Annotated in this window: 19 protein-coding genes; 17 read left to right on the top strand and 2 right to left on the bottom strand. The window is 72.4% G+C overall.

What is annotated here, in order from left to right; genetic code table 11:
• Positions 1-23: 23 nt before the first annotated feature.
• From ACTOQ1_RS06185 to ACTOQ1_RS06120, 14 genes are all read left to right on the top strand, one after another.
• Positions 24-1,568: a UDP-N-acetylmuramoyl-L-alanyl-D-glutamate--2,6-diaminopimelate ligase gene (locus tag ACTOQ1_RS06185; RefSeq protein WP_440065089.1), complete on the top strand. Its 1,545-nt coding sequence runs from the start codon at positions 24-26 to the stop codon at positions 1,566-1,568.
• Between the two features lie 12 nt (positions 1,569-1,580).
• Positions 1,581-3,215 (top strand): UDP-N-acetylmuramoyl-tripeptide--D-alanyl-D-alanine ligase, encoded by a 1,635-nt coding sequence (locus tag ACTOQ1_RS06180; protein WP_440065088.1) that lies wholly within the window; start codon positions 1,581-1,583, stop codon positions 3,213-3,215.
• Complete coding sequence (gene mraY / locus ACTOQ1_RS06175) at positions 3,212-4,270, top strand: phospho-N-acetylmuramoyl-pentapeptide-transferase (RefSeq protein ID WP_440065087.1); 1,059 nt, start codon at positions 3,212-3,214, stop codon at positions 4,268-4,270. The genes ACTOQ1_RS06180 and mraY overlap by 4 nt, the downstream gene beginning before the upstream one ends.
• Positions 4,271-4,310: 40 nt before the next feature.
• A complete protein-coding gene (murD, locus tag ACTOQ1_RS06170; protein WP_440065086.1) occupies positions 4,311-5,723 on the top strand; it encodes a UDP-N-acetylmuramoyl-L-alanine--D-glutamate ligase in 1,413 nt (470 codons plus the stop codon).
• A complete protein-coding gene (gene ftsW, locus ACTOQ1_RS06165; protein WP_440065085.1) occupies positions 5,720-7,090 on the top strand; it encodes a putative lipid II flippase FtsW in 1,371 nt (456 codons plus the stop codon). Before murD ends, ftsW begins: the two co-directional genes overlap by 4 nt.
• A 14-nt stretch (positions 7,091-7,104) precedes the next feature.
• Positions 7,105-8,193, top strand: a complete 1,089-nt coding sequence (murG, locus tag ACTOQ1_RS06160; RefSeq protein ID WP_440065083.1) for an undecaprenyldiphospho-muramoylpentapeptide beta-N-acetylglucosaminyltransferase — start codon at positions 7,105-7,107, stop codon at positions 8,191-8,193.
• A gap of 121 nt (positions 8,194-8,314) precedes the next feature.
• Complete coding sequence (gene murC / locus ACTOQ1_RS06155; RefSeq protein ID WP_440065082.1) at positions 8,315-9,721, top strand: UDP-N-acetylmuramate--L-alanine ligase; 1,407 nt, start codon at positions 8,315-8,317, stop codon at positions 9,719-9,721.
• Positions 9,722-9,761: 40 nt separating this feature from the next.
• Complete coding sequence (locus ACTOQ1_RS06150; protein ID WP_440065081.1) at positions 9,762-10,430, top strand: cell division protein FtsQ/DivIB; 669 nt, start codon at positions 9,762-9,764, stop codon at positions 10,428-10,430.
• A gap of 235 nt (positions 10,431-10,665) precedes the next feature.
• Positions 10,666-12,060: a cell division protein FtsZ gene (ftsZ, locus tag ACTOQ1_RS06145; protein WP_440065080.1), complete on the top strand. Its 1,395-nt coding sequence runs from the start codon at positions 10,666-10,668 to the stop codon at positions 12,058-12,060.
• Between the two features lie 90 nt (positions 12,061-12,150).
• Complete coding sequence (locus tag ACTOQ1_RS06140) at positions 12,151-12,855, top strand: YggS family pyridoxal phosphate-dependent enzyme (RefSeq protein WP_440065079.1); 705 nt, start codon at positions 12,151-12,153, stop codon at positions 12,853-12,855.
• 120 nt (positions 12,856-12,975) lie between these two features.
• Positions 12,976-13,479 carry a cell division protein SepF gene (locus ACTOQ1_RS06135; RefSeq protein ID WP_329093101.1) on the top strand — a complete coding sequence of 168 codons (504 nt, stop codon included), beginning with the start codon at positions 12,976-12,978 and terminating at the stop codon, positions 13,477-13,479.
• An 82-nt stretch (positions 13,480-13,561) separates the two neighbouring features.
• Positions 13,562-13,849 (top strand): YggT family protein, encoded by a 288-nt coding sequence (locus ACTOQ1_RS06130; protein ID WP_440065077.1) that lies wholly within the window; start codon positions 13,562-13,564, stop codon positions 13,847-13,849.
• A gap of 49 nt (positions 13,850-13,898) precedes the next feature.
• Entirely contained in the window at positions 13,899-14,756 is an 858-nt protein-coding gene (locus ACTOQ1_RS06125) for a DivIVA domain-containing protein (RefSeq protein ID WP_329093103.1), read from the top strand.
• Between the two features lie 42 nt (positions 14,757-14,798).
• Complete coding sequence (locus ACTOQ1_RS06120) at positions 14,799-17,063, top strand: hypothetical protein (RefSeq protein WP_440065076.1); 2,265 nt, start codon at positions 14,799-14,801, stop codon at positions 17,061-17,063.
• 206 nt (positions 17,064-17,269) lie between these two features.
• Here ACTOQ1_RS06120 and ileS read toward each other — a convergent pair whose 3' ends face one another.
• Entirely contained in the window at positions 17,270-20,428 is a 3,159-nt protein-coding gene (ileS, locus tag ACTOQ1_RS06115; RefSeq protein ID WP_440065075.1) for an isoleucine--tRNA ligase, read from the bottom strand.
• Between the two features lie 481 nt (positions 20,429-20,909).
• Between ileS and ACTOQ1_RS06110 the strand changes: the two genes are divergently transcribed.
• Genes ACTOQ1_RS06110 through ACTOQ1_RS06100 form a run of 3 tightly spaced genes read left to right on the top strand, consistent with a single transcriptional unit; the run spans position 20,910 to position 22,859 of the window.
• Positions 20,910-21,329: a TraR/DksA family transcriptional regulator gene (locus ACTOQ1_RS06110; RefSeq protein WP_362676368.1), complete on the top strand. Its 420-nt coding sequence runs from the start codon at positions 20,910-20,912 to the stop codon at positions 21,327-21,329.
• The gene (locus ACTOQ1_RS06105; RefSeq protein ID WP_440065073.1) at positions 21,293-21,937 is read left to right on the top strand and encodes a signal peptidase II; all 645 of its coding nucleotides are present in this window, start codon (positions 21,293-21,295) and stop codon (positions 21,935-21,937) included. The genes ACTOQ1_RS06110 and ACTOQ1_RS06105 overlap by 37 nt, the downstream gene beginning before the upstream one ends.
• On the top strand, positions 21,930-22,859 hold the full coding sequence (locus tag ACTOQ1_RS06100) for an RluA family pseudouridine synthase (protein ID WP_440065072.1): 930 nt from the start codon (positions 21,930-21,932) through the stop codon (positions 22,857-22,859). The genes ACTOQ1_RS06105 and ACTOQ1_RS06100 overlap by 8 nt, the downstream gene beginning before the upstream one ends.
• A gap of 134 nt (positions 22,860-22,993) precedes the next feature.
• On the opposite strand, the gene ACTOQ1_RS06095 is transcribed toward ACTOQ1_RS06100, so the two are convergent.
• On the bottom strand, positions 22,994-24,583 hold the full coding sequence (locus ACTOQ1_RS06095) for a protein kinase domain-containing protein (RefSeq protein ID WP_440065071.1): 1,590 nt from the start codon (positions 24,581-24,583) through the stop codon (positions 22,994-22,996).
• Between the last annotated feature and the right edge of the window lie 25 nt (positions 24,584-24,608).

Below are 24,608 nucleotides of genomic sequence, written 5' to 3'. Positions count from 1 at the left end.
TCGCCGTGCATCCCCCGTCGTCAATGCGACCCTCAACCAGTTCACCCCGTCCGCTCTCGGGGCTGGCGAGCCTCATCGGCGCGCCCTCGGGCACGTCGCGCGCTCCGCTGGCCGCGGTGTCCGGGATCACCATCGACTCGCGCCAGGTGTGCCGGGGAGATCTCTACGTCGCGCTGCCGGGGGCCACGGCCCACGGGGCCGACTTCTCCGCCCAGGCCCTCGCCGCGGGTGCCAGCGCGATCCTGACCGACGAGGCGGGCAGGCGGGCCGCGGTCGCGACCGGCCTTCCCGTCCTCGTCGTGCCCGATCCGCGCGCCCTGCTCGGGCAGGTCTCCGCCTGGGTGTACGGCAACCCGGTGGCCGACGTGATGGTCGTCGGGGTCACCGGCACCAGCGGCAAGTCCACCGTCACCTTCATGCTGGAGGCCGGGCTGCGGGCCGCGGGGCACACCCCCGGGCTCGTCGGGGGCGTGGAGATCCACGTCGGTGAGCTGCGCTTCACCCCGAAGCTCACCACGCCGGAGGCCAGCGACCTGCAGGCCCTGTTCGCCCTGATGCGCGAGCGGGGCGTCACCGCCGCGGCCATGGAGGTCTCCAGCCACGCGCTGGCGCTCGGCCGGGTCGACGGGGTGTTCTACGACGTGGCGCTGTTCACCAACCTGTCCCAGGACCACCTCGACTTCCACCGCGACCTCGACGACTACTTCGCGACGAAGGCCCGGTTGTTCACCCCCGAGATGAGCCGCGTGGGGGTGGTCAACATCGACGACGCCCACGGGCGGGAGCTCCGCGGCATCGCGAAGATCCCGATGACCACCTTCTCCGCCGAGGGCGCCATCGAGGCCGACTGGCGGGCCGTGGACGTGCGCCTGGGACCCGAGGGCAGCACCTTCACGGTCGTGGGCCCCGGAGGCGTCGAGGAGGCCGCGTCGGTCGCGCTGCCCGGGCCCTTCAACGTGGCCAACGCCCTGGGCGCGATCGTCGCGCTGGTGGAGGCGGGTGTGCCGCTGCGGGCCGCCGTGGCGGGCGTCGGTACGCTGGCGGGGGTTCCCGGCCGGATGGAGCGGGTCCCCGGCGGCGAGGACTTCCAGGCCATCGTCGACTACTCGCACAAGCCCGGCGCGGTCGAGTCGGTCCTGCGCTCGCTGCGCGAGGTCACCGAGGGCAGGCTCATCGTCGTGCTCGGCTGCGGAGGTGACCGTGACCGTGGTAAACGCCCAATGATGGGAGAAGCCGCCGCAAGGTTGGCAGATGTGGCTATTCTCACCAGCGACAACCCCCGCTCCGAGGACCCCCTGCGGATCCTCGCGGAGATGATGGACGGAGTTCTCGGCGTGTCCCAGGACGGGCGCGCACATGTGATCATTGAGCCGGACCGCGCCGCGGCCATCGACCTGGCCATCGGCCGGGCGGGTCTCGGTGACGTCGTCGTCGTGGCCGGCAAGGGCCACGAGCAGGGCCAGTACGTCGGCGACCAGGTGCTTCCTTTCGACGACAGGCAGGTCGTGGCCGACGCGATCGTCAGGCGCAGGAACCGCACCGGGCGCCGAAGCACGTATGGAGAGTAGGGAAGACGCATCATGATCCCGTTGCCGCTGGCCAGGATCGCCGAGATCACCTCGGGGGCCCTCGCGGGCATGGCCGACCCACGCGCGGTGGTGCGCGGCCCGGTCGTCACCGACTCCCGCGCCGTCGAACCGGGGTCGCTGTTCGTCGCGATCAAGGGCGAACGGGTCGACGGGCACGACTTCGCCGCCCAGGCCGTCGCGGCCGGGGCGGTCGCCGTGCTGGCCTCCCGGCCCGTCGACGCCCCCGCCGTCATCGTCGGCGACACCGTGGCCGCCATGACGGCCCTGGCCACCGCGGTCTGCGCGGCCCTGCCGGCGACCACGGTCATCGGCCTCACCGGCTCCGCGGGCAAGACCACCACCAAGGACCTGCTGGCCAGGCTCACCGCCAGGATCGGCCCGACGGTCGCCACGGCCGGCTCGTTCAACAACGAGATCGGCCACCCGCTGACCGTCCTGAAGTCCGGCGAGGACACCCGCTACCTGGTGCTGGAGCTCGGCGCGAGGAACGCGGGGCACATCGCGCACCTGACCCGCGTCGCCCCGCCGACGATCGGCGTGGTCCTCAACGTCGGCACCGCCCACCTGGGCGTCTTCGGCGGCAAGGAGGAGATCGCCAGGGCCAAGGGCGAGCTGGTCGAGGCGCTGCCCGCCGAGGGCGTGGCCGTGCTCAACGCCGACGACCCGTTGGTGGCCGCGATGGCCGGGCGCACCGGCGCCCGCGTCACCTGGTACGGCCGGGCCGAGGGCGCGACCGTGCGGGCCGAGAACGTGACCGTCGACGAGCGCGGACGTGCCTCCTTCACGCTGCGCACCCCCTCGGGCGCCGCCCCGGTGGCCTTGCGCCTGTACGGCGAGCACGCGGTGGAGAACGCGCTGGCCGCCGCCGCGGCCGCCTACGAGCTCGGCCTTCCGGTCGCCACCATCGCCGAGGAGCTGTCGGAGGCCGAGCCCCGCAGCCGCTGGCGGATGGAGGTCACCGACCGCGCGGACGGCGTGACCGTGATCAACGACGCCTACAACGCCAACCCCGACTCCATGCGGGCCGCCTTCGGCACCCTGGCCGCGCTCGCGGGCGACCGCCGCCGCTTCGCGGTCATCGCCGCCCTGCGCGAGCTGGGTGACGAGAGCGTCGCGCTCAACGAGGGCCTGGGGCGCCTGGCCGGGGGCGCGGGCCTGGCGGGCCTGTTCGTCGTCGGCCCCGACGCCGACCCGGTCCTGGCCGGGGCCAGGGCCGCCGTACGGGCCGCGCGGGAGGCCGCGGGGCCCGTACCGGCCGGTGTCCCCGCCGCCCCCCTCGCGCACGCCGGAGCGGTCTCGCACGCGGTCGCCCCGCACGGGGAGCCGCCGGGCGGCGCGGGCGAACCGCCGGGCACCGGCACGGCCGGCCGTCTCGCGCCCGTCGCCGCGTTCGGCGAGACCGCCGAGGCCGCCGAGAACGCTGCGGACGCTGCGGACGCCCAGGACGCCGCGGCCGGCGGCGGGGTTCCGGTCGCCACCCGGGTCTCGCACGCCGCCGACGCGGCCCAGGCGGGCGCGGAGCTGTCGGCGATGCTGGCACCTGGCGACGTCGTACTGGTCAAGGGACCGCGCGCCGCGGGCCTCGAACGCGTGGCCGCGGCGCTGCTCGGAGGTGACCGCCGATGAGGGAGATCCTCGTCGCGGCCGCGGTCAGCCTGCTGCTGTCCATGCTGGGCACGCCGCTGGCGATCCGCCTGTTCTCCCGGCGCGGCTACGGGCAGAGCATCCGGGAGGAGGGACCCTCCGGCCACCACGACAAGCGCGGCACCCCCACCATGGGCGGCACCGTGATCGTGATCGCCGCGCTGGTCGGCTTCGCCTGCGCCCACCTGTACAGCTTCACGCCCCCCACGGTCTCCGCCGTCCTCGTGCTGTTCCTGATGACGGGACTGGGCGCGGTCGGCTTCCTCGACGACTTCATCAAGATCTACAAGCAGCGCAGCCTCGGGCTGCGGAGCGGTGCCAAGGCGCTGGGCCAGCTCATCGTCGGCGCGGTCTTCGCGGTCCTGGTGACCCGTTTCCCCAACGCCTACCTGATCACCCCGGCCGAGACGCGCCTGTCGTTCCTGAGGGACTTCGGCCCCTCCATCGGCCTGATCGGGTTCACCATCTGGGTGCTGATCATGATCGTCGGCTTCTCCAACGCGGTGAACCTCACCGACGGCCTCGACGGCCTGGCCAGCGGCGCCACCGGTGTGGTGCTGGCCTCGTACGTGCTGATCGGCAACTGGCAGCTGCGCAACAGCTGCACCACCCAGCTCGGCCCCAACTGCTACTGGGTCCGCGACCCGCTGGACCTGGCCGTGGTCGCCGCCGCGGTGCTCGGCGCGCTCGTCGGGTTCCTGTGGTGGAACGCCCCGCCCGCGAAGATCTTCATGGGTGACACCGGCTCGCTGGCCCTGGGCGGCGTGCTCGCCGGGCTGGCCATCACCACCAGGACCCAGCTGCTGCTGATCATCCTCGCCGGGATGTGCGTGCTCATCACCATGTCGGTGATCATTCAGGTCGGCTTCTTCAAGATGACCGGGAAACGGGTCTTCAGGATGGCCCCCCTCCAGCACCACTTCGAGCTGAAGGGCTGGGCGGAGACGACCATCGTGGTCCGCTTCTGGCTGATCGCCGCCCTGTGCACCGCCGCCGGGATGGGGATCTTCTACGTGGAATGGATGCCCAGGCTGTGAGCGAGCGGACGAGGCGGGCGAGCGCGGCCGGGGAGGGCGCGTGATCTGCGTAGCGGGGCTGGGGGTCTCGGGCACCGCCGTGGCCCGCACGATGGCCGGGCGCGGCGAGAAGGTCGTCGTCCTGGAGGGCCGGGACGGAGAGCGGGCCAGGGCGATCGCCGGTGAACTGGCCGCGCTCGGCGTCGAGGTCCGCTTCGGCGAGCCCGCCGAACCTCCCGAGAGCACCTCCCTGATCGTCACCACCGGCTGGCCGCCGCACCACCCGCTGCTCGCCGCCGCCGCGGCGGCCGGCATCGAGGTGATCGGCGAGGTCGAGCTGGCCTGGCGGATCCGCCCCGAGGGCGCCGCCCCCTGGCTCGCGCTGACAGGCACCAACGGCAAGACCACCGCGGTGCGCATGCTCACCTCGATGCTCCTGGCCGCGGGCCACCGGGCGCTCGCCGTCGGCAACGTCGGCACCCCGGTGGTGGAGGCCGTCACCGGGCCCTCGGACGTGCTGGCGGTGGAGCTGTCCAGCTTCCAGCTGCACCGCGCGCCGGGCATCGCCCCGTACGCGGCCGCGGTGCTCAACGTGGCGCCCGACCACCTCGACTGGCACGGCTCCATGGAGGAGTACGCCCGCGTCAAGGGGGAGATCTTCGCCAGGGCCGGGACGGTCGTGCACAACGCCGACGACGAGTGGGCGGCCCGTCTCGCCGCGCCGTACGAGGACGCGGCGCGCGCGGCCGGGCGCGGCGGCGCGGTGCGGAGCGTGGGCTTCACCCTCGGGGTGCCCCGGCCCGGCCAGCTGGGCGTGGTCGAGGACCTGCTGGTGGACCGGGCGTTCGTGGCCGAGCCGGAGAGCAACGCCGAGGAGCTCGCCTCGCTCGCCGACGTCCGCCCGTTCGCCCCGCACAACGTGGCCAACGCGCTCGCCGCCGCGGCCCTGGCCAGGGCCTACGGGGTGCCCGCCGCCGCCGTACGCCAGGGGCTGCTGGACTTCGTGCCCGACCCCCACCGGATCGCGCACGTGGCCAGGGTCGCCGAGGTCGACTACGTGGACGACTCCAAGGCCACCAACCCGCACGCCGCCGCCGCCTCGCTGGCCGCCTACCCGTCGGTCGTCTGGGTCGCCGGAGGGCAGCTCAAGGGCGCCGACGTCGGCGAGCTGGTGCGCCGTGCCGCGCCCCGCCTGCGCGGCGCGGTGCTCCTGGGCGCCGACCGCGAGCGAATTCGCGAGGCTCTGGCGCGACACGCCGGGAATGTTCCGGTGGTGGAGGTCGCGGGGCAAGACACTGGGGTCATGGACCGTGTCGTCACCGAAGCCGCCAGGCTCGCCGCCCCCGGAGACACCGTGCTGCTGGCCCCGGCCGGCGCCTCTCTGGACATGTTCGCCGGTTACCCCGCCCGAGGGGAGGCGTTCGCCCGGGCCGTGCACCGTCTCGCCGAGGGGCACGACGGGGGAGCGGCGTGAGCGCGACCACCCACGAAGGCGCGCCCGCCCACAAGGGAACGCCCGCCCACAAGGGAACGCCCGCCCACAAGGGTGCGCCCGCCCGGGAAGGCGTGCCCGCCCGGGAGGGCGCGCCCGCGCGCCCCGATGGGTTCCGCGAGCACCTGCTCGCCTTCCGCGAGCTGCTGAACCGGCCGCTGACCTCGTACTACCTGATCCTGGGGTGCAGCGCCCTGCTGCTCACCCTCGGCCTGATGATGGTGCTGTCGGCCTCCAGCATCGAGGCGCTGCAGGAGATGGGCGACCCCTTCTACTGGTTCTTCAAGCAGTCGATCTCGGCCGCGCTCGGCCTCCCGCTGATGTGGATCTGCGCGCAGCTGCCGCCGAGGTTCTTCAGGCTCGCCGGATACCCGCTGATGGCGCTGGCGATCCTCGGGCTGGTGCTGGTGCTGTTCGTCGGCACCTCCCAGCTCGGCGCCCAGCGGTGGATCGACCTCGGGCCCATCTACCTGCAGCCGTCCGAGCCCGCCAAGCTCGGGCTGATGCTCTGGGGCGCCGACCTGCTGGCACGCAAGGCGCGCAACGGCCTGATCGAGTGGCGCAGCCTGTTCATCCCGCTGATGCCGGGCACCGCCATCCTGGCCGTCATGGTCATGCTGGGCAGCGACCTCGGCACCACGCTGGTACTGATGATGATCTTCCTGTCGCTGCTGTGGGTGGTGGGGGCGCCGCTGAAGCTGTTCGGCGGGATCCTCGCGGTGGCCGTGCTCGCGACCATCGTCATGATCAGTACGGAGGGGTACCGCTCGGAGCGGATCACCGGGTGGCTCGACCCGTGGGGCAACGCCCAGGGCTCGGGCTTCCAGGCCGTGCAGGGACAGATCGCCATCGGCAGCGGCGGCTGGTTCGGGCTGGGCCTGGGCTCCAGCAGGCAGAAGTGGAGCTGGATCCCGCACGCCGAGAGCGACTTCATCTTCTCCATCCTCGGCGAGGAGCTCGGCCTGATGGGCACGCTCGTCGTGGTGGCCCTGTTCGGGCTGCTGGGCTACGCGGGACTGCGGGTGGCGACCAGGGTCAAGGACCCGTTCGTCAGGCTCGCCTCCGCCGCCGCGGTCGCCTGGATCGCGGGCCAGGCGATCGTCAACATCGGCGCGGTCATCGGCGTGCTGCCCATCACCGGCATCCCGTTGCCGCTGGTCTCCTACGGTGGATCGGCGCTGCTGCCCACCCTCGCCGCCCTCGGCATGCTCCTGTCGTTCGCCAAGCACGAGCCCGGCGCCCGCGAGGCTCTCGCGGCCCATGGCCCCGGACCGGTGGCGCGGGGCCTAAGCTGGCTTGGCCTGGGTGGTCCGGCCGGAAAACGACGGCCGGGCCGCGGAAGACGATAAGCGAAAGGACCGACATGAGGGTGGTCCTCGCCGGTGGCGGGACGGCCGGTCATATCGAACCGGCGCTGGCTCTGGCCGACGCGTTGCGCCAACTCGACCCGAACATCGGGATCACCTGCCTCGGCACCGAGCGCGGTCTGGAGACCAGGCTGGTGCCCGCCCGGGGATACGACCTGCAACTGGTGCCCGCGGTGCCGCTGCCCCGCGCCCTGACGCCCCAGCTGCTGAGCGTGCCCGGCCGCCTGGCCGGCGCCATCAACGCGGCCGCCGGCATCATGGACCAGGTCCGGGCCGACGTCCTGGTCGGCTTCGGCGGCTACGTGGCGACCCCCGCCTACCTCGCGGCGCGGCGGCGCAACGTGCCGATCGTGGTGCACGAGGCCAACCCGCGCCCCGGCCTGGCCAACCGGCTGGGCGCGCGCCTCACCGAGCACGTGTTCACCGGGCACCCCGACACCCCGCTGAACCGCGCCGAGCACATCGGGATCCCGCTCCGCAGGGAGATCGTCAACCTGGACCGGCTGTCCATGGGCGACAAGGCCCGGTCCTGGTTCGGCCTGGAGGCCGACCTGCCCACGCTGCTGGTCACCGGCGGCTCCCAGGGGGCCCGCTCGCTCAACCGGGCGGCCCTGGCCGCCGCCCCCGCGCTGCGCAGGGCCGGGGTGCAGGTGCTGCACGTCATCGGCCCGAAGAACACCCTGGAGGAGGAGCCGCCGCCGGGCGACCCGCAGTACGTCGTGCTGCAGTACGTCGACCGGATGGACCTGGCCTACGCGGCGGCCGACTTCGCCCTGTGCCGCAGCGGCGCGATGACCTGCGCCGAGATGACGGCCGTGGGCCTGCCGGCCGCGTACATCCCGCTGCCGCACGGCAACGGCGAGCAGCGGCTCAACGCCACCCCGATTGTGCAGGGCGGCGGCGGCCTGATGATCGACGACGCGGAGCTGTCGGCGGAGTGGATCGTCCACAACGTGCTGCCCATCCTGTCCGACCCCGATCGCGTGGGCACCATGTCGGAGGCGGCCTCCAGGATGGGCAGGAAGGACGCCGACGTGACGCTGGCGCGCAGGGTGCTGCAGATCGCGGCGCGGGGGAGGGGCTGAATGGGCACGGAGGGATCACGGAGCGGATCCGGCGCGCCGGGCGCGAGGCCGGGGAAGACGGAAGACGGCCGGACGCGGCGCGGACGCGCCCGCGCGGCGAACGAGGAGAAGTGAGCGGCCGATGAGCCTGGTCAAGCTGGTGGATCCGGTCGCGGCCGGCGACCTGGGACGGGTCCATTTCATCGGGATCGGCGGTTCCGGGATGTCCGGGATCGCGCGCATCCTGCTCAAGCGGGGCGTGCCGGTCTCCGGCAGCGACGCGCGAGGCTCGGACATGGTGACGGAGCTGCGGGATCTGGGGGCGAGGGTCCACATCGGCCACGCCGCCTCGCACATCAAGCACGTCGACACCGTCGTGGTGTCCACCGCGATCCGCGACTCCAACCCCGAGCTGGGCGAGGCGCTGCGCCAGGGCCTGCGGGTCATCCCCAGGGCCGCGGCGCTCGCCTCCGTGATGGCGGGCAAGACCGGTGTCGCGCTGGCCGGCACCCACGGCAAGACCACCACGACCTCGATGCTCACCGTGGCGCTGCAGAAGTGCGGCATCGACCCCTCGTACTGCGTGGGCGGGCAGCTGGTGACGACGGGCCTGGGCGCCGACGAGGGTTCGGGCGAGGTGTTCGTCGCCGAGGCCGACGAGAGCGACGGCTCCTTCCTGATGCTCGCCCCCGACATCGCCGTGGTGACCAACGTCGAACCCGACCACCTGGACAACTACGGCGACCCGCGCGCGGTCCACGACAGCTTCGCCAGGTTCGTCGAGCGCGTCACCGGCACCATGGTCGTCTGCGCCGACGACCCCGGCTCCGCCGCGCTGATCCCGATCGCCCGCGCCCGCGGCCTGAAGGTGATCACGTACGGTGAGGCGGAGGACGCCGACCTGCGGGTGAGCGGGATCGTCCCCGAGGGGCTGGGCATCACCTTCACGATCGCGGGACGCGGGGAGGTCAGGCTCGCGGTGCCGGGCCGCCACAACGCGCTCAACGCCGCCTCCGCCATCGCCGTGGCGGGTGAGCTGGGCGTCTCCTTCGACGAGATCCGCGACGGCCTGGCGGCCTTCACCGGTGCCAAGCGCCGCTTCGAGGCGAAGGGGGAGGCGGGCGGGGTGGCGGTCTTCGACAGCTACGCCCACCACCCGACCGAGCTCGCCGCCGACCTGCGCGCGGCACGGGACGTGGTGGCGTCCTTCTCCGGCGACGGCAGGGTCATCGCGGTCTTCCAGCCGCACCTGTACTCGCGCACGAGGTTCTTCGCCGACGAGTTCGGCGCCGCGCTCGGGCTGGCCGACGAGGCCATCGTCCTGGACGTCTACGGGGCCCGCGAGGACCCCGAGCCCGGCGTGTCGGGCGCACTGGTGGCGGGCAAGGTGCCGCTGCCCGCGGAGCGGGTGGCCTACGCCCCCCACCGCGACAGCGTGCCGGCCCTGGTGGCGGGCCGGGCCAGGCCCGGCGACATCGTCCTGACCATGGGCGCGGGCGACGTGACGGAGCTGGGCCCCAGGATCGTGGCGGAGCTGGCCGCGCGGTGACCCACGTCGGCGGGCGCGGGTCGCCGGAGGGGGAGTGGCGATGAACGGGGTCTGGCGGTCGGCCTTCCTGGCCCTGCTCACCGTGGGGGTGGTGGGCATCGCCGCGTGGCTGGTGTTCTTCTCCCCGGTGCTCGGGGTGCGGGACATCCAGGTGGCCGGCAACGCGGGCCTGTCCGCCGAGCAGATCCGGCGGGCGGCGGAGGTGGCCGCGGACACGCCCCTGGCCACCGTCGACGTGGCCGAGGTCGAGGGCAGGGTCGGCAGGATCCCGCAGGTCGAGTCGGTGACGGTCAGCCGCGGCTGGCCGGGCACCCTGCGGGTGGAGGTCGTGGAGCGCGAGCCGGTCGCGGTGGTACCGGTCGGTGAGAGGTCCGCGCTGATGGACCGCCACGGGGTGGTCACCGAGGTCAAGGACGTCGCGCCCCCGGCGCTGCCGGTGCTGCGGGTCTCGCGCCCCGGCCCGGCGGATCCGGCGACCGCGGCGGCGCTCACCGTCATCACCGCGCTGCCGGAGAATCTCGCCCGCAAGGTCGCGGAGGTGCTCGCGCCGTCGGCGGAGACGGTCTCGCTGCGCCTCAAGGACGGCCGCGCGATCGTGTGGGGCGGCGGTGACCGTCCCGCCGACAAGGCGCGGATCCTTGTTACGCTGCTCAAGCGCCCGGCCGACACCTATGACGTCAGTTCGCCTGACGTCGTGACGGTCAGGTGATCTCATCGGATGGCGGGCGTTCCCGGAGCGTTCCCGGAAAAGGGCGGCCCGCGACACGCTGAACGCGCTGCGGCGCGGTTAGTTGACCCGCCAGGAGCGCAACTCCTACTGTCCGTATCACTCCTCAGGTTGACATAAAGCTAAATCTCAACTTGAGGGTGAGGGTTTTGGAAACGACGGCACGGGCCCCGTGCCGCATGAAATTGCAAGTCAACGAGCGGAAAGGCCCCTCGTCGTGGCAGCACCGCAGAACTACCTCGCGGTCATCAAGGTTGTAGGAATCGGCGGAGGCGGAGTCAACGCCGTCAACCGGATGATCGAGGAGGGACTCAAGGGCGTCGAGTTCATCGCCATCAATACCGACGCCCAGGCGCTGCTGATGAGTGACGCCGACGTCAAGCTCGACGTCGGGCGCGAACTCACCCGCGGCCTCGGCGCGGGAGCCAACCCCGAAGTCGGGCGCAAGGCGGCCGAGGACCACCGCGAGGAGATCGAGGAGGTCCTCAAGGGGGCCGACATGGTTTTCGTCACGGCCGGTGAGGGTGGCGGCACGGGCACCGGCGGCGCCCCGGTGGTGGCCAACATCGCCCGTACGCTGGGCGCGCTGACCATCGGTGTGGTGACCCGGCCCTTCAGCTTCGAGGGGCGGCGCAGGGCGATGCAGGCCGACGCCGGCATCGAGACCCTCCGCGAGGAGGTCGACACCCTCATCGTGATCCCGAACGACCGGCTGCTGTCGATCTCCGACCGGCAGGTGAGCGTGCTGGACGCCTTCAAGGCGGCCGACCAGGTGCTGCTCTCCGGTGTCCAGGGCATCACCGACCTGATCACCACGCCCGGCCTGATCAACCTCGACTTCGCCGACGTGAAGTCGGTCATGTCCGGGGCGGGCTCCGCCCTGATGGGCATCGGCCACGCCCGCGGCGACGACCGCTCGGTCGCGGCGGCCGAGATGGCCGTCTCCAGCCCGCTGCTGGAGGCCAGCATCGACGGCGCGCACGGCGTGCTGCTGTCGATCGCCGGCGGCTCCGACCTCGGCCTGTTCGAGATCAACGAGGCGGCCCAGCTCGTCTCCACCGCCGCCGCGCCGGACGCCAACATCATCTTCGGTACGGTCATCGACGACGCCCTCGGCGACGAGGTGCGCGTCACCGTGATCGCGGCCGGGTTCGACGAGCCCGCTCCCGAGCCCAAGCCGCTCGCGCAGCCGGCCGCGCGCCCGCAGTCCGTCTCGCGCCCGGCCCAGCCGCCCTCGGCGACCCCTCAGGTCCGCCCGCTGGCGCCCACGGTCAAGGCCGAGCCCCGTCCCGAGCCCCGTCCCGAGCCCAGGGTGGAGCACGCGCCGCCCGCGCCGATGCGGCCGGTCTCCAGCCCGCAGTCCGCCCCGGCGGAGCCGGCGCCCCAGCCGCAGCAGATCTACCCGGTCCAGCAGGCGCAGTCCTCGGCGGAGCACGCCGAGCCGCACCGCGTGGAGGAGCCGCACTCCCCGCCGTTGTCGATCCCGCGCCCGGCTCCCGAGCCCTCGCAGCCGACGCCGATCTCCGCCAGGGCCACCGACCCCGCCCGGCGCCGGCCGGTGATCTTCGAGGAGCAGGAAGAGGAACTGGACGTCCCCGACTTCCTGAAGTGACATCTCTCACGGTGGGGGCGGTGCCGGACCGCCCGGCCGTGCCGGGAAGAATGGGCTCTGCCGGTTTGCCAGTGTCCGAGCGGCGGAGATGTGACGGAAACAACACGACGTGACGAGATCGCGGCCGGGCTGGCCCGGGTCGAAGCGGAGATCGCCGAAGCCTGCCGGGCCGCCGGCCGTCGCCGTGAGGAGCTGACCCTCATCGCGGTGAGCAAGACCTACCCCGCCTCCGACGTGCGGTTCCTTGCCGAACTCGGGATCACCGACGTCGGGGAGAACCGCGACCAGGAGGCCTCCGCCAAGGCGCGCGAATGCGCCGGGCTCGGTCTCCGCTGGCACTTCGTCGGCCAGTTGCAGACCAACAAGGTCCGCTCGGTGGTCGGCTACGCGGACGTCGTCCACTCGGTCGACCGCCCGCGCCTGGTCACCGCGCTGAGCAGGGAGGCCCTCGCGGTGGGACGCCCGGTCACCTGCCTGGTGCAGGTCGCGCTCGACGGCGATCCCGGCCGGGGCGGGGCGAGGCCCGGGGAGGTGGAGGCACTGGCCGATACCGTCGCCGCGGCGGAGGGGCTGGAGCTGGGCGGGGTGATGGCGGTCGCGCCGCTGGGCGAGGAGGCGGGCGCGGCGTTCGCGAGGCTGAGGGAGATCGCGCGGTCGGTCCAGAAGACCCACCCGGGCGCCGATGTCATCTCGGCGGGAATGAGCGGGGACATGTCCCAGGCTATCGCCAACGGCGCGACACACCTGCGTGTTGGTACGGCGTTGCTCGGTCGCAGGAAGCCCTTCGTCAGGTAATGTCCCTTCAAGTGGGCCTTGGCGTCCGCGTATCCGGACAGCGGTCGAACGGTGGTGAGCTCAAGGCGGTCGGGCTGGCCCCTCGGGCACATCTGAAGTAAGACGGAGGAAGAAGTAGCGATGGCCGGCGCGATGCGCAAGATGGCGGTCTACCTCGGTCTTGTTGAGGACGACCGCTACGAGAGATACGACAGCTACCCCGACGACGAGTACGAGGAGTTCGACGACGCGCGCCGCGAGGGCGACGAACGCCCTGGCACGGTCCACGACCTCCAGGACGACACCGATCCCGGCGTGCCCGCTCCGAGGCCCGCGACGGCCCTCCTGGAGCGCCGTACGACCGATCTGGCGCGCATCACCACGCTTCACCCTCGTACGTACAACGAGGCGCGGACCATCGGCGAGCACTTCCGTGACGGCACCCCCGTCATCATGAACCTGACCGAGATGGTTGACAGCGACGCCAAGCGGCTCGTCGATTTCGCGGCAGGTCTTGTCTTTGGCCTACACGGCAGCATCGAACGTGTTACCAACAAGGTGTTCCTGTTGTCCCCAGCCAATGTCGAGGTGACCGCCGAGGACAAGGCCCGAATCGCGGAACGCGGATTCTTCAACCAGAGCTAGAGTTCCACCATGAACAGTGACCGGCCCGACAGGTCCCGACGGGACAGAGGACGGCAGAGCGGAGTGGAGGCGGGTACGGACCGTGGGGATCGTTAGCGGGACCTTGGTCTTCATCCTGTCCATCTATCTCATCCTGCTGATCGGCAGAATGATCTTCGAGACGGTGCAGGCGTTCGCACGTCAGTGGCGCCCCACCGGCATCGTCCTGGTGCTGGCGGAAGCCGTGTACACGGTGACCGATCCACCTCTCAAGTTCCTCCGCCGTTTCATTCCACCACTCCGGTTGGGTACGGTGGCCTTTGACCTAAGCTTCACAGTGCTGTTCATTGTGGTCTTGGTCTTGATCCAACTCGTGTCCGCGCTTCGTTGATCGGGTACCGTCCCCCCGGACAGACTCCAAGCGCGCCAAGGAGACCGAAATGCCGCTGACGCCCGCCGACGTGCGGAACAAGCAATTCAGTACGACCCGCCTTCGGCCGGGTTACGACGAGGAAGAGGTAGACGCCTTCCTCGATGAGGTCGAGTCCGAGTTGGACCGTCTCATTCAGGAGAACGAGGAGCTCCGCGCCAAGCTGGCGGAGTGCCTGCGGGGCAAGGTCCCCGGCGGTATGGGCATGGCCATGGCGCCCGCCCCCATCGCCGAGCCCAAGCCCGAGATGATGATGCAGCAGCCGGAGCCGATGCGCGCTCCCGAGCCGGTGCAGCATCAGCAGCCCGTTCCCGTCGGAATGGGAATGCCTCCGGCCGAGGACAACATGGACACCGCGGCCCGGGTGCTCGCCCTCGCGCAGCAGACCGCCGACCAGGCCATCGCCGACGCCCGCCGGGAGGCGGACGAGACGGTGACCCGGGCGCGCCGCGAGGCCGACGACATCCTCGGCAAGGCACGTCGCCAGGCCGAGCAGGTCATCGGTGACGCACGTGCCCGAGCGGAGACGCTGGAGCGCGACGCGCAGGAGCGGCACCGTCAGGCCATGGGCTCCCTGGTGCAGACCCGCGACGAGCTCGAGCGCAAGGTCGAGGAGCTTCGCAGCTTCGAGCGCGAGTATCGCAGCCGTCTGAAGCTGTACCTGGAGAACCAGCTTGCCGAGCTGAACGTGGCTGCCGAGGGCAGCGGCGGGTTCCCGATCGTGAGCGGGCCTCCGGCCATGTCCCACGCGGTGCCTCAGGGCGGTCAGCCGACCCTCCAGAGCGCGCCCAACCCGTTCGGCGGCGACCCCTCGCAGCATTCTGGCGCCTTCCAGGGCGTTGACGGTCCTCACAACGACCGCCGCTAAGGTGTCGGGTCATCCCCTTGACCCGCATCCGGGAGTCTCTCTGTGATCCTCATCAGCGCCGGTTTGGTACTCACGGCCATCGTCCTGCTCATCGCGGGGTTCGTGTTGGCCAAGCCGTTCCTGGTCATATGGTCGATCGCGGTCAGCATGCTGTCCGCAGTCTTCCTGGTGATCGGGGCGTTGTTGCGCCGCCACGAGTTGTTCCCCGGCGGGGACGCCGGGGCCTCTCAGCCCCTTCCCCCGAAGGGACCGATGCCGGCCGGGCCGCTCCCCGCGCCGCACGGTATGCCGGGCCACCCGCACGGCATGCAGCCCCAGATGCCGAACCAGCCTTCCGCACCGCAGCAGATGATGGTGCGGCACGGGATGCCGCAGGTGCCCGCCGCTCCGACCCAGCCGCGACGCGGCCCGGTGGCCGGGCCGGCCACCGCCGCCGCGGCGAGGCGGGGCGCCCTGGACCCCGAGGCGATCGTGCTGGTCATCCCCGGCCGCAAGCGTTACCACGTCGCGGGATGCCGCCAGCTGGCCGGCAGGGATCATGAGGAGCTCACCTACGAGGAAGCGCGGGAGGAGGGCTTCACGCCCTGCACCACGTGCCTGCCCGCCGACGCCGGCTCCGGGCCCCAGCAGCGGGAGACCTCGCCCGGGGCACGCAAGCCCGAAGCGCCGCTGAACGTCTCCCACGAGTCCGGCTCCCTCGGCGACGCTCGCGAGCCGGGCCCGCAGGAGGCCACCGCCCGCTTCACCTCCCCGTACCGTCCCGTGCAACCCCCCGTGCAGCCCACGGCCCCGTCCGGCGGGCAGCAGGCCCCCGGAGCGCGGCCCGAGTCCCAGCGGCCCGAACACCGACGGCCCGACCACCAGCGGTCCGAATCTCAGCGGTCCGAGTCGCAGCGGCCTGAAGCTCAGCGGTCCGAATCTCAGCGGTCCGAGTCGCAGCGGCCTGAAGCTCAGCGGTCCGAACCTCAGCGGTCCGAGTCGCAGCGGCCCGGGAGCGATGCCACGCAGGCCCGCTTCGAGGCTGCGCAGACCATGAGCGAGTCTCCGGCGTCTCCGGTCTCTCCGGCGTCCTCGACGTCTCCGGCCGCCGGACGCGACGCCGCACCCGCCGGGCCGGAAACCTCCGCGACCGGGCGCGAGAGCACCGCGTCCCGCCAGGAGACCGTGTCCCGGCAGGAGATCCAGCGCTCCCCGCAGGAGCCCGTCGTCCCGGTCGCCCGGCCCTACGTCCAGTCTCCCGAGCCGCAGGGGCGGCCTCAGGAGGCCGCGAGCTCCCCGGCCCGCCCGGCGGAGCAGCCGACCCGCCCGGCGATCCGGCTGCCGAAGGTCCCCGAGATCCCGCACGCCGCGTCCGAGGCCACCAGCTGGTTCAGCCGCGACGTGGTCGCGCAGGCCTCCGGACAGGAGAGCGCGGAGACCTCCGCGAAGACCGACTCCGCGAAGGCCGGGTCCAGGACCGCCGCGTCCGGCCCGGACCGGCCCGCCGAGACCGAGCCCGCCGTCTCCGGCTCCTCCGGGACGCCCGCCACGGCCGCGAGCCGGGCCGAGGCGCCCGAGTCCGAGCCCGACGAGCCGGGCACTGCCGGGGTCGCGTCCGCGAAGCCCGGATCCACCGGGTCCGGGCACGCCGAGGCCGAACCCGCCGGGCCCGCCAAGACCGGGCCCGTGAAGGCCGAGGCCGCAGAAAGCGGTCCGGCCGAGGCGGGGTCCGCCACCGCTGAGCCCGCGAAGCCCGAGACCGCCGGTGGGAAGACCCACGCCGGGGCCGTCTCCGGCGGCGAGGCCTCCACGGAGGCGGAAGCCGAAACCACGACCGCCGCCGGGCGGGAGGCGGCCGCCGAGGGGGGCGCCCCCGAACCGGTGGAGCCGGCCGAGACCGCACCCGGGCGCGCCGGGCGGCAGGTAGCGGCCGACTCCACCTCCGCGGAACCCGTTCCGGCCCCCGAGGCGGCTCCGGCCGGCGGGACGTCCGAGGCCACCGCGACCGGGGCACCCGCCACCGGTTCCTCCCGCGGTGACCGTGACGCCCGCGACGACCGTGACGCCTCCGATGACCGCGGCGACGACACCTTCCCCGGCGGTGTCCCCGCCGTCGAGGACCGGACGCGTCCCGCGCCCCAGGAGCGGGAGGAGGGCGGCGAGACGGTCACGGTCATCGTCGGCACCCTCCGCTTCCACGATTCCGACTGCCCCCTCGTCAAGGGCGCCAGCATCGGCGGCAGCGGCATCGAGACCATGCCCAGGGCCGAGGCCGAGAAGGCCGGGCTGAGCAACTGCCCGATCTGCCGGCAGAACCGCCGGACGTGAGCTGACCGGACCGGGCACCGGGCCGGTCACCTCAGGGCCATCCGTACCACCCGGGCATCGGGCCCGTCACCGTCGTGAACCAGGACGGCCGGGGTTCCCGGGAGACATTCCCGCGACCCCGGCCGTTTTCGATCTCACCGGCCTTCCCCGGCCGGCCTGAACGGGTCTGACCGGTCCTGACGGTCGGACCCGTTCGAACAACCGGTTCAGACCGTCGTCGTCGTGCGGCGGAGCTGGAAGGTCAGGCCCAGCTCGGCGTCGCTGTGGGCGGGGAGGTCGTCGGCGCCGCCCTCGGTGAGGGAGAGGGCGAGGACCTCGTCGGCCACCGCCTGACCCTGGGTCCGCAGAGCCTCGGCCAGGTCGGCGTCACCGGTGGACCACCACACGTCGATCCGGTCGGTGATCGACAGGCCGGTGGACTTGCGGGTGTCCTGGAGCAGGCGGATGACGTCGCGGATCAGGCCCGAGCGGCGCAGCTCGTCGGTGATGGTCAGGTCGAGGGCGACGGTCTCACCGGCGCCGGCCTCCACCGCCCAGCCGGACCTGGGCTGCTCGGTGACGATCACGTCGTCGGCGCCGAGCTCCACGGTGCCCAGCTCTCCCGCGTCCACCGAGACCGGCGAACCGGTACGGAGCGCGCGGGCGAGCTCGGCGGGGTCGGCGGCGGTGACGGCCGAGGCGACGAGCTTGGTCTGCGAGCCGAACCGCTTGCCCAGCGCCCGGAAGTTGGGCTTCACGGTGAAGGACACCAGGTCCGCCCCGATCCCGGACAGGTCCTCCAGGTCCTTCACGTTGAGCTCGTCGGCGATGAGCTCGCGCAGCTCCGGGGGGAGCGCGGCCCAGCCGGGGGCACCGACCAGGGCGCGGCCGAGCGGCTGGCGGGTCTTGACCCCGCTGGAGGCGCGGGCCGAGCGGCCCAGCTCCACCAGGCGGCGGACCAGCGCCATCCGCTCGGACAGCTCCGGGTCCAGCAGCTCGCCGTTGACCTCGGGCCAGGTGGCCAGGTGGACCGAGGAGGGGGCGTCCGCGTCGCGGAGCACGTCCCAGACGTAGTCGGTGGTGAACGGCACCACCGGTGCCATCAGCCGGGTGACGGTCTCCAGGCACTCGTACAGCGTGGCGAACGCCGCGGGGTCACCGGTCCAGAAGCGGCGCCGGGAACGTCGCACGTACCAGTTGGACAGGTCGTCGAGGAACTCGGCGAGGCGCCGCCCGACGCGGGCGGTGTCGAAGACGTCCAGCGACGAGGTGACCTCGGCCACGGTCCGGTGCAGCTCGGCGAGGGCCCACCGGTCGATCAGCGGGCGCTCGTCGTACGCGGGCGCCTCGGCGAGCCGGGACGGCGACCAGGACTCGGCGTTGGCGTACAGGGTGAAGAACGACGTGGTGTTCCAGTAGGTGAGCAGGACCTTGCGGACGATCTCCTCCAGGGCGCCGTGTCCCACCCTGCGGGCCGCCCACGGTGAGCCGGAGCAGGCCATGTACCAGCGCAGCGCGTCGGCGCCGTGCTGGTCCATCAGCGGCATCGGCTTGAGCACGTTGCCCAGGTGCTTGCTCATCTTGCGGCCGTCCTCGGCCAGGATGAGGCCGAGGCAGAGCACGTTCTCGTACGAGGACCTGCCGAAGACGAGCGTGCCGACCGCCATCAGCGAGTAGAACCAGCCGCGGGTCTGGTCGGTGGCCTCGCAGATGAACTGCGCCGGGTAGGCCTTGGCGAGCATCTCCTCGTTCAGGTACGGGGCGCCCCACTGGGCGAACGGCATCGAGCCGGAGTCGTACCAGGCGTCGATCACGTCGGGCACCCGGCGCGCCTCGTTGCCGCAGGTGGGGCAGGGCAGCGTGACGTCGTCCACGTAGGGGCGGTGCGGGTCGAGCGCGGAGACGTCCTGGCCGGACAGGCGGCCCAGCTCGTCCAGCGAGCCGACGCAGGTGACGTGCGACTCGTCGGCCGTGCAGATCCACAGGGGCAGCGGGGTGCCCCAGTAGCGCGAGCGCGACAGCGACCAGTCGACGTTGTTGCGCAGCCACTCGCCGAACCGGCCCCACTTGATCGTCTCGGGGTACCAGCTGGTCTTCTCGTTCTCGGCGAGGAGCTGGTCCTTGATCGCGGTGGTGCGGATGTACCAGGCGGGGAGGGCGTAGTAGAGCAGCGCGGTGTGGCAGCGCCAGCAGTGCGGGTAGCTGTGCTCGAAGTGGCTGCCCCGGTAGAGCAGGCCGCGCGTCCGCAGGTCGGCCGTGAGCCCCTCGTCGGCGTCCTTGAAGAACTGGCCGCCGACCTGGGGGACGCTGTCGAGGAACCGGCCGTCGGGGCCGATCGGGTTGACCACGGGAAGCCCGTACCGCTTGCAGGTCGTCATGTCGTCGGCGCCGAAGGCGGGCGCCTGGTGGACCAGGCCGGTGCCGTCCTCGGTGGTGACGTAGTAGCCGAGCACCACGTAGTGCGCGCCGGGGATGTCGACCAGGTCGAACGGGCGCGTGTAGGTGGTGTGCTCCAGGTCGGAGCCCTGGAAGGCGGCCAGCACCTCGGCGCCCTCGCCCAGCGCGGCGGCCAGCAGCGGCTCGGCCACCACCAGGACCTCGTCGGACCCGGCGGGGCGGGCCGCGACGTAGGTCACGTCGGGGTGCACGGCCACGGCGGTGTTGGAGACCAGGGTCCACGGGGTGGTGGTCCAGATCAGCAGCGAGGCGCCGAGGTCGGCGAGCGGTCCCGAGGTCGCGGGCATGCGGACGTAGACCGACGGGCTGGTGACGGTCTCGTAGCCGCCCGGCTGGCCCAGCTCGTGGTCGGACAGGCCGGTGCCGCAGCGGGGGCAGTACGGGGTGATGCGGAAGTCGCGGGACAGCAGGTCCTTGTCGAAGATGACCTTGAGCGACCACCAGACGGACTCCACGTAGGCCGGGTCCATCGTGCGGTAGGCCTGGGACAGGTCGATCCAGTACCCCATCCGCTCGGTCATCTCCTCGAAGGCGTCCACGTGCTTCAGCACGGACTCACGACACCTGTCGTTGAACTCGGCGATGCCGTAGGCCTCGATCTCCTTCTTGCCGGAGAGGCCGAGTTCCTTCTCGACGGCGACCTCGACGGGCAGCCCGTGGCAGTCCCAGCCCGCCTTGCGGGGCACGTTGAAGCCGCGCATCGACTTGTAGCGGGGGAAGAGGTCCTTGAAGACGCGGGCCTCGACGTGGTGGACGCCGGGCATGCCGTTGGCGGTGGGCGGACCCTCGTAGAAGACCCAGTTGGGACCGCCGGCGTTCTGCTCGACCGAACGCTCGAAGATCTTGCCGTCCCGCCACCGGTCGAGCACCTTGTGCTCGAGCGCGGGAAGATCGACCTGCGCGGGAAGAGAGCGGAAATAGGCGGACATGATGGGCTGGACCTCCACGCTGGAACCGGCTGTGGCGTGGAGGGACGAGGCCGTTGGGGCCCCGCGGTACCACCCTCCTTGACCTCGCGTGCGCGCGAGGCCCTCTTCCTTCGGTCTGCTGCCGGGTCTACTGGGCCGCCGCGGGCCTGGTGTCGGGTCGTCGCGGCCGTTCTTCCGGCGGCTCCGGGGTGATCGTGCCTTCGCGCCTCGCCCCGGGCTCGCACCGTCCCCGGGTCGCTCGTGCGAGGTGATGCGGAGGTTGCTGTCCCCATCAACGCCTTGCAGGCTCACACGATAACGCACCCGCCCCCCTGGAAGCTTCCCCATATTGAGGTCCGCTGGGCGGAATCAGGGGGAAGCGACCGGATGTTACGTGAGTGGTAAAGAATGCGGCGGGTCGTTTGCCGTTCTGTTATGGGAGACCTAAGCTGCCCGCACCGTTTACCACATTGGAGACGGTCCATCGAGCAAGGAGGCCGCCATGGCCGCGACCGTGCGCGCAGACAACAGCGCGGTGGCGCCGTCCCAGGACGGTGCCGTCGTCACCTGGTCGGCCGAGGAGCTCAAGGAGGTCCGCGGGCAACTGGCCACGGAGATCCACGAGCTCACCGAGGAGATCGCCAAGGCCGAGACGGAGATCGCGTCGAGCGACGTCACCGACGGTGCGGGAGACGATCAGGCCGACGCCGGAGCCCGGACGTATGAACGCGAGCGCGAAATCGCCCTTACCCTGAACTCGCGCGACCTGGTCGCGCAGAACGAGCGAGCGATCGCCCGGATCGACGCGGGGACCTACGGAGTGTGCGAATCGTGCCATCAGCCGATCGGAAAGGAGCGCCTTCAGGCGTTTCCGAGGGCGACGCTGTGCGTGGCCTGCAAGCAGCGGGAGGAGCGCCGCTGACGGGCGACACCGAGGAGGGGGCGGTCCCGGCCGCCCCGCTCCCTGGACGGCGGATCGCCGTGCTCGCGACGATCGTCCCCATCGTCTACGCCCTCGACCTCGTCACGAAGACCCTCGTGCTGAGGACCCTGGAGGGCAGGGAACCGTTCGTGGTCATCCCGGACCTCCTCCAGTTCCGGGTGATCTTCAACTCGGGGGCCGCCTTCAGTCTCGGCACCGGGATGACGATCATCTTCACCTGTGTCGCGGCCGCCGTCGTGGTGGCGATCCTGCGCACCGCGCGCAACCTGCGCAGCCTGCCCTGGGCGATCACGCTGAGCCTGCTGCTCGGCGGGGCGCTCGGCAACCTCACCGACCGGATCTTCCGCTGGCCCTCGGGCTTCGGCCCCGGCAGGCCCTCGCCGCTCCAGGGGCACGTGGTCGACTTCATCGAGACCTTCCCCGGTCACTTCCCGGTCTGGAACATCGCCGACTCGGCGATCGTCTGCGGCGGGATCCTGGCGGTCCTCCTCGCCTGGCGGGGTTACCAGATCGACGGCACGCGCGACACGGGAGCCGCGAAGACCACGAAGGACACGAAGGAAAGCAAGGAGAACAACGATGGCTGACCGGCGAAGCCTCCCCGTCCCCGACGGGCTGGAGGGCGAGCGCCTCGACGCCGCCCTGTCACGCCTGTTCGGCCTCTCCCGCACGCGCGCGGCCGAACTGATCGTCGCCGGCGACGTGCTGGTCGACGGATCGACCGCGATCAAGTCCGACCGGGTACACGGCGGCGCGTGGCTGGAGGTCACCCTCCCGCCGCCGCCCACCACGCCGATGCCGGTGGCCGAGCCGGTGCCCGGCATGCACATCGTGTACGAGGACGACGACATCGTCGTCGTCAACAAGCCCATCGGCGTGGCCGCCCACCCGACCACCGGCTGGACCGGGCCCACCGTGATCGGCGGCCTGCTGGGCACCGGCCACCGGGTGGCCACCAGCGGCGCGGCCGAGCGCCAGGGCATCGTGCACCGGCTGGACGCCAACACCACCGGCGCGATGGTCGTCGCCAAGAGCGAGCACGCCTACTCCCACCTGAAGCGCGCCTTCAAGGAGCGTACGGTCGACAAGCGCTACCACGCGCTGGTCCAGGGTCACCCCGACCCGCACCGCGGCACCGTGGACGCGCCGATCGACCGCCATCCCGTGGGGGACGGCCGCTGGGCGGTCGTGGCCGGGGGCAAGGACTCGGTCACCCACTACGACACGATCGAGGCGTTCCGCGCGGCGTCGCTGCTGGACATCAAGCTGGAGACGGGCCGCACCCACCAGATCCGGGTCCACATGTCGGCGCTGCGCCACCCGTGCGTCGGCGACATGCTGTACGGGGCCGACCCCACCCTGGCCGCGCGCCTGGGGGTGAGCCGGCAGTGGCTGCACGCGGTCTCCCTGGCCTTCGAGCACCCCTCCACCGGCGAGTGGGTCTCCTTCAGCACCGCCTACCCCGACGATCTGGCCAACGCCCTGACGATCGTCGCCGCCGAGTCCTGAGGCGGTCCGCCGTTCCCGGGTGATCCACCGGGTTCGGACGGCCGGGACCGGGTGGTGATCCTCCGGGTTCTCCGCCCTCGGGGCCTCGGGGCTCCGCCGGTCCCCGGACCTTCCCGGCCCCGCCGGGCCCTCCCCTAGCGGGCCGCCCCGGCCCTCCCGATCTCGCCCTCGCCTCCGGTGCCCGTCTCGAGCGCGGCCGTCCCGGCGTTGGGGTCGACCTGGTCGGGTGAGTCACCCTGCTGGCCCTCGCCCGGGGTGTCGTCCTGCCCCGAACCCTCGTCGGTCCCCCCGCCCTGGTCCTGCTCCTCGCCCTCCCCCTGGTCGGCGGGATCCTCCTCGGGCTCGTCCGGGGGTGCCTGCGTCGGCTTGTCCGTCGGTTTCCTCGTCGGCTTCTCCGTCGGCCTGTCCTGCGGGGCGGGGTCGCCGTTCTGCGGCCTCTCCGGGGCCGGACGGCCGGAGGTACCGCCCTCGTCGTTCCGGGCGGGGGCGTCGCGCGCGGGCACCTTCGCCTGCTCGGGCTCGCCCGAGGGCTTCCCCTCGCCGGGTGCCACGCTCGCCGAGGTCGACGGCTCCTTGGGGATCGGGGGCGAGGAGTTGGAGGCGACCCACGCCAGCCCTCCCGCGCTCGCGGCGAGGGCGACGGCCGCCGCGACCAGGGCGGCCATCGCCGGGCGCCGCCGTCTCGGAGAGGCCGAGGCCGGAACCGGCTCGGGTCCGGAGCCGGGCGGTGCGGGGGGCGGCGGGAGCGGTGCGGCTCCCGCCGGGGTGGTGGGGACGCCGTCCGGGACGGCGGCGAACGCGGGGATCACCGCGGAGGGCCCGGTCGACGGCCCGGCCTGCGTACCTGCCGGCGGCTCGACGGGGATCCCGGCCGGAATCTCGATGGGCATGGTCGGCTGCGGCGCGGTCCCGTTCACCAGCGAGGTCAGCTGGATCTGCACCTCGCGGGCGGACATGCGCCGCGCCGGATCCTTGTGGAGCAGGCCGTGGATCACCGGGGCGAGCGGCCCGGCGAACCGCATCGGCGACGGCTCCTGGTGCATGACGGCGCTGAGCGTCGCCAGCGGGTGAGCCCGCTCGAAGGGGGAGCGTCCCTCGACGGCCACGTAGAGCGTCACGCCGAGCGACCACAGGTCGGAGGCGAACTCGGCGGGTCCGCCGCTCGCCCGCTCCGGCGCGATGAACGCCGGGGTGCCGATGAGCGAACCGGTCCTGGTGATCGACGAGTCGCCCTCCAGGACGGCGATGCCGAAGTCGGTGAGCACGGCCCGCCCATCGGCGGCGATCAGCACGTTGTCCGGCTTCACGTCGCGGTGCAGGACGCCCGCGTGGTGGGCGGCGAGCAGCGCGCCCAGCACCTCCAGCCCGATCCGCGCCACCCGCATCGGCGGCAGCGGCCCGTCCTCCCTGATCACCGCTCCGAGCGTGCGGGAGTCGACCAGTTGCATGACGATCCAGGGGCGCCCCTGCTCCTCGATCACGTCGTAGACCGTCGCCACCCCGGGGTGGCCGATCCGCCCGGCGGCACGGGCCTCCCTGAGGGTCCGTACGGTGAAGACCTCGCGTTCGGGACCGGTGAGGTCGGGGGAGGGGATGACCTCCTTGACCGCCACCTCGCGGCCCAGGACCTCGTCGCGCGCTCGCCAGACCGTTCCCATGCCTCCTCGGCCGATGCGTTCGAGCAGGCGGTAGCGGGCTCCGATGATCCCCTGAGAATCGGTCATGTGGTGGCGAGTACCCCGGATTTAC

Origin of the sequence: Streptosporangium sp. OZ121 (assembly GCF_051918885.1) — a bacterium.
In the GTDB taxonomy this organism is placed as follows: Bacteria; Actinomycetota; Actinomycetes; order Streptosporangiales; family Streptosporangiaceae; genus Streptosporangium.
This window is presented reverse-complemented; position numbering and strand designations above follow the sequence as displayed.

Bases quoted from the DNA above. Each gene is read 5' to 3' on its own strand.
- ACTOQ1_RS06185 (WP_440065089.1), top strand. From the start codon at position 24: ATGCGACCCTCAACCAGTTCACCCCGTCCGCTCTCGGGGCTGGCGAGC.
- ACTOQ1_RS06180 (WP_440065088.1), top strand. From the start codon at position 1,581: ATGATCCCGTTGCCGCTGGCCAGGATCGCCGAGATCACCTCGGGGGCC.
- mraY (WP_440065087.1), top strand. From the start codon at position 3,212: ATGAGGGAGATCCTCGTCGCGGCCGCGGTCAGCCTGCTGCTGTCCATG.
- murG (WP_440065083.1), top strand. From the start codon at position 7,105: ATGAGGGTGGTCCTCGCCGGTGGCGGGACGGCCGGTCATATCGAACCG.
- murC (WP_440065082.1), top strand. From the start codon at position 8,315: ATGAGCCTGGTCAAGCTGGTGGATCCGGTCGCGGCCGGCGACCTGGGA.
- ACTOQ1_RS06150 (WP_440065081.1), top strand. From the start codon at position 9,762: ATGAACGGGGTCTGGCGGTCGGCCTTCCTGGCCCTGCTCACCGTGGGG.
- ACTOQ1_RS06135 (WP_329093101.1), top strand. From the start codon at position 12,976: ATGGCCGGCGCGATGCGCAAGATGGCGGTCTACCTCGGTCTTGTTGAG.
- ACTOQ1_RS06125 (WP_329093103.1), top strand. From the start codon at position 13,899: ATGCCGCTGACGCCCGCCGACGTGCGGAACAAGCAATTCAGTACGACC.
- ileS (WP_440065075.1), bottom strand. From the start codon at position 20,428: ATGTCCGCCTATTTCCGCTCTCTTCCCGCGCAGGTCGATCTTCCCGCG.
- ACTOQ1_RS06110 (WP_362676368.1), top strand. From the start codon at position 20,910: ATGGCCGCGACCGTGCGCGCAGACAACAGCGCGGTGGCGCCGTCCCAG.
- ACTOQ1_RS06100 (WP_440065072.1), top strand. From the start codon at position 21,930: ATGGCTGACCGGCGAAGCCTCCCCGTCCCCGACGGGCTGGAGGGCGAG.
- ACTOQ1_RS06095 (WP_440065071.1), bottom strand. From the start codon at position 24,583: ATGACCGATTCTCAGGGGATCATCGGAGCCCGCTACCGCCTGCTCGAA.